Here is a 3419-nt window from a genome sequence, read left to right on the forward strand (position 1 = left end):
CTTCACAGATTAATGAATAGGTAATAAGTCATAAGATAAATAGTTTTAATAGATGCTTATTAATTAAATTGAACTATATATCAGGAGTATATGTTTAGACTAGACTTCTGGTGGTTTACTATGGACTGTTTGTTCTTTTTAGTGAACTTTTAAAAAGTAAAAAAATTATTGCAAATTTTGATTGCCTGGCAGGAGGAAAAGATGAGCGCTATAGCCGGAATATATCATTTAAACGATGAACCAATCAATCTAGAGCAAGGGAACCGGATGATGAAAGAATTAGAAAAATATCCGGCGGATGATATTCAAACTTGGCGTAATGACAAAGTTTTCCTTGGCTGCCATTCACAGTGGATCACGCCGGAGTCTATAGGTGAAAAACTTCCTTATTATGATCGCGAAAGGAAGTTAGCAATTACAGCTGACGCGATTATTGATAATCGTGAGGAATTGTTTGAAAAGTTACAAGTGGAAAAAGGTAGAAGAAATCAAATAACTGATAGTGAACTAATACTACTCTCATACTTTCAATGGGGCGATGATACTCCAAAATATTTAGTAGGAGATTTTGCATTTATAATATGGGACGAGAAAAAAAATACAATATTTGGTGCTAGAGACTTTTCTGGGAATAGGACTCTTTATTTTCATCATAATCGCCAAGGCATAGCATTTTGTACAATAATCCGTCCATTGTTTGCCTTGCCGTATGTAGAGAAAAGTCTTAATAAACAATGGATTGCCGAATTTTTGGCTAATCCTGGGATGGTTGATTCTCTTGAAACATCTTCAACAGTTTATCTTAATATACAACAAATTCCACCTTCAAATATTATTAAATATGAAGGGGGGAAAGTATCTCTCTCAAGATATTGTAGATTACCGGAAGATGGAAAATTAATACTAAAAACAAATTTAGAATATGAAGAGGCGTTTAAAGAAGTTTTTAATGCGGCAATAAATGCACGATTACGGACTCACCTTAATGTAGGATCCCATCTAAGTGGAGGATTGGATTCGGGTTCTGTTGCAAGTATTGCAGCAATGGAATTACGGAAAAGTGATAAGCAATTACATACTTATAGTTATGTACCAATACAAAGTTTTGAAGATTGGACTCCTAATAGTAGGGTTGCCAACGAAAGGCCCTTTATTAAATCAACCGTTGATTATGTTGGAAATATTAAGGATACGTATTTAAATTTTGAGGGGGAAAGCTCCTATTCTGTTATTGATGATTGGCTTGAAACACTAGAAACACCTTATAAATTCTTTGAGAATAGTTATTGGCTCAGGGGAATATATGAAAGAGCAAATTTAGATGGAATAGGAGTAATGTTAAATGGCCAAAGAGGTAACTGGACCGTTTCTTGGGGGCCAGCTTTGGAGTATCAAGTTATGCTCTTAAAAAAGTTGAATTTCTTCCGTGGTTTTCGTGAAATACATTTATATAGTAAGAACTTAGGAGTCAAGAAATCTAGAGTTTTATCCGTGGTTGCTAAAAAGATATTCCCTCATATTAGTAAGCTATTTGAATCGGGACATCAGAGTAATTTCCCGATGCTGATTAACCCTGAGTTTGCAAGTGAAATGAACATTTTCGAAAAGCTTCAAGAACACGAAATTGATATTACAGGTAATATGTCTAAAAGTTGGTATGAGGTAAGGAAAATGCAATTCGAAAAGCTCTACTATTGGAATATAACTGGAACTTACGGTTCAAAGTTTTCCCTTCCATACAAAGTGTGGGATCGTGACCCGACAAATGATCTCCGTGTAGCACAATTTTGCTTATCTCTCCCTGAGGATCAATTTGTGCAAAATGGTTTAGATAGGGCTTTAATTAGAAGGGCAACTAAAAACCTACTTCCTGACAATGTCAGATTGAACCAACGGACAAGAGGCGCTCAAGGGGCAGATGGAATTCTCCGAATGGCACCTCACTGGAATACATTTATATGGGAAGTAGAACAACTCATTAATGATTCTGATGTGTCTGAGTTTTTAAATATAGAATTAATAAAGAATATTATTTCTAAATTTAGAGAGGTGCCCTTACCACAATTTGTATATGATGAGGAATTTAAGATATTAATCCGAGGTTTAATATTTTACAGATTTATTAAAAAGTTTGCTTGAAAGGAGGTGACAATATGAAAAGAGAATGGAATAAACCTGTTTTAGAAGTACTTAATGTTAACATGACTATGGCTGGTCCAGGACATAAGTATCCGGATTCAGTTCAGCCTGATCCAGATGATCCGGTAAAATATAGCTGATTTCTGAAATTAAAAGGTTTGGATTTTAATTGCCCTTATACAATAAAAACTGTATAAGGGCTTTTAAAAATCTAATTTGTCAACATTTGGAGTGGAAAATATGATTACAACACTAAATACCTTAATGTATAAGGGTTTTGGGCTAAACATTTTAAGTGAAATTTCCCTGCCTGAATTAACTAGAATAAGTGAAAGTATTCATAAGGTAGATATAGTTATAGAAATTGATGATTTAAGTAAACAGTGGTCCGAAATAGATACGATAGCACAGAAAAGATTTGTAGTAAAAGAAAATAAAGTAATGTTTGAAGTACCAAATACAGCTATATTTTCTATACAAGAAGGTAAAAAGATTTCTGTTTCACCAATGATAGGAGTTGAAGAGGATAAAATCCGTCTTTACATCCTCGGCACTTGTATGGGGGCAATATTGATTCAGAGAAAATTACTACCATTACATGGGAGTGCAGTAGCGATTAATGGGAAGGCGTACGCTTTTATAGGCGATTCAGGTGCTGGTAAATCTACACTTGCAGCAGCGTTAATAAAGGAAGGGTATCAACTTTTAAGTGATGATGTAATTCCAGTTTATTTATCAAAAGACAATATTCCATATGTTGAACCATCCTATCCGCATCAGAAATTGTGGCAAGAAAGTTTAAATGAATTTGGAATAAGTTCATCGGGTTACCGTCCATTGTTTGATAGAGAAACAAAATATGCTATTCCGGTACATTCTGATTATTCAAGTGAAAGTCTACCTCTTGCAGGAGTTTATGAATTAGTTAAAACGGAAAGTAATCATGTTGAAATTAGGAGAATAGAGGGATTAGGGCGCTTTCAAACAATTTATCAGCATACATATCGGAACTTTTTAATTCCTCGCTTGGGAATCCAAGAATGGCACTTTAAAGAATCTGTTAAAATCTTAAATCGAATAGAAATGTATCAATTAATGCGGCCACATTCAGGTTTTACAGCACATAGCTTAGTTTCACTTGTTTTATCAACCATTAAAGAGGAGGAAATAGTATGATTAGTACTCAAAAAATTTCATTGAATTCTAAGGTTGTACAAACCGAAGGAAATATAGTTAGTGATATGGATGGAGAAAAAGTAATGTTAAGCATAGAAAGTGGT

Annotated in this window: 3 protein-coding genes and 1 pseudogene; all 4 read left to right on the top strand. The window is 34.2% G+C overall.

Going from position 1 to position 3419, the window contains the following annotated elements; all coding sequences use genetic code 11:
• Positions 1 to 201 precede the first annotated feature (201 nt).
• On the top strand, positions 202 to 2139 hold the full coding sequence (locus tag V7137_RS28400) for an asparagine synthase-related protein (protein WP_335701162.1): 1938 nt from the start codon (positions 202 to 204) through the stop codon (positions 2137 to 2139).
• A gap of 14 nt (positions 2140 to 2153) precedes the next feature.
• Positions 2154 to 2279 (top strand): paeninodin family lasso peptide, encoded by a 126-nt coding sequence (locus V7137_RS28405; RefSeq protein ID WP_335701163.1) that lies wholly within the window; start codon positions 2154 to 2156, stop codon positions 2277 to 2279.
• 100 nt (positions 2280 to 2379) lie between these two features.
• Positions 2380 to 3315, top strand: coding sequence for an aldolase (locus tag V7137_RS28410; RefSeq protein WP_335701164.1), 936 nt, complete (start codon positions 2380 to 2382; stop codon positions 3313 to 3315).
• Positions 3312 to 3419: pseudogene (locus V7137_RS28415) on the top strand (lasso peptide biosynthesis PqqD family chaperone); the annotation flags it as partial. The gene V7137_RS28410 and the pseudogene V7137_RS28415, both read left to right, overlap by 4 nt.

The sequence above is a fragment of the Neobacillus drentensis genome, assembly GCF_036962765.1.
Taxonomy (GTDB): Bacteria; Bacillota; Bacilli; order Bacillales; family Cytobacillaceae; genus Neobacillus; species Neobacillus drentensis_C.